Here is a 551-nt window from a genome sequence, read left to right as displayed (position 1 = left end):
CATCTGCGCGGTAGCGGCGTGAATCAGACGACCCGTCAGGCAAGTTTCTTCCATCCTTTTGTGCGCGCTGAAGCTGATTTGACTTCCTACCCCGAGCAGGTGGAGGGTGAGCAGACTCAGGCTTTTGCCGCCTGTCTGAATGCGCTGACCGGTCGTAGCGCCGAGCACTGGCGCAAGCACTCGACGGAGCCGATTGGCCCTGTGCACCTGAATATTTGTTTCGATACGCCGCTGACCCCCTCGGGTCGTTTTGCGCAGATGCTTCCGCAGTGGGCGCTGAGCCTACTGGAGGATTACGACCCGCAGGCTGAGGGCCGCGCCCGCGCCGCCCGCGCTGAGAGTCCCGGGCTCTCCAGCGCTGAGCAGCGTTGGCTTCTGGATTCTTTGGAGTCTCAGGCGGACCTGGCGGAGTTAACTCCGACGCATCGCACCGTGGTGGTTGCCGCTGACGGTGCCGGCGAGTTTGCGGCGGAGTTCGCGCGCGTGCTGAACCTGCCGCTATTTGCGGAGCCTTCCTCCGAGGCACGCCACGGCGTGACCTCCATTCCTCA

1 pseudogene is annotated in these 551 nt (G+C 63.7%); it reads left to right on the top strand.

What is annotated here, in order from left to right:
* Positions 1 to 18 precede the first annotated feature (18 nt).
* Positions 19 to 551, top strand: a pseudogene (locus O3648_RS08500) (2-succinyl-5-enolpyruvyl-6-hydroxy-3-cyclohexene-1-carboxylic-acid synthase); the annotation flags it as partial.

Origin of the sequence: Rothia sp. 27098_8_161 (assembly GCF_041432905.1) — a bacterium.
Taxonomy (GTDB): domain Bacteria; phylum Actinomycetota; class Actinomycetes; order Actinomycetales; family Micrococcaceae; genus Rothia.
Note: the sequence above shows the minus strand (reverse complement) of the source record. Positions and strands in the feature narration are given on the sequence as shown.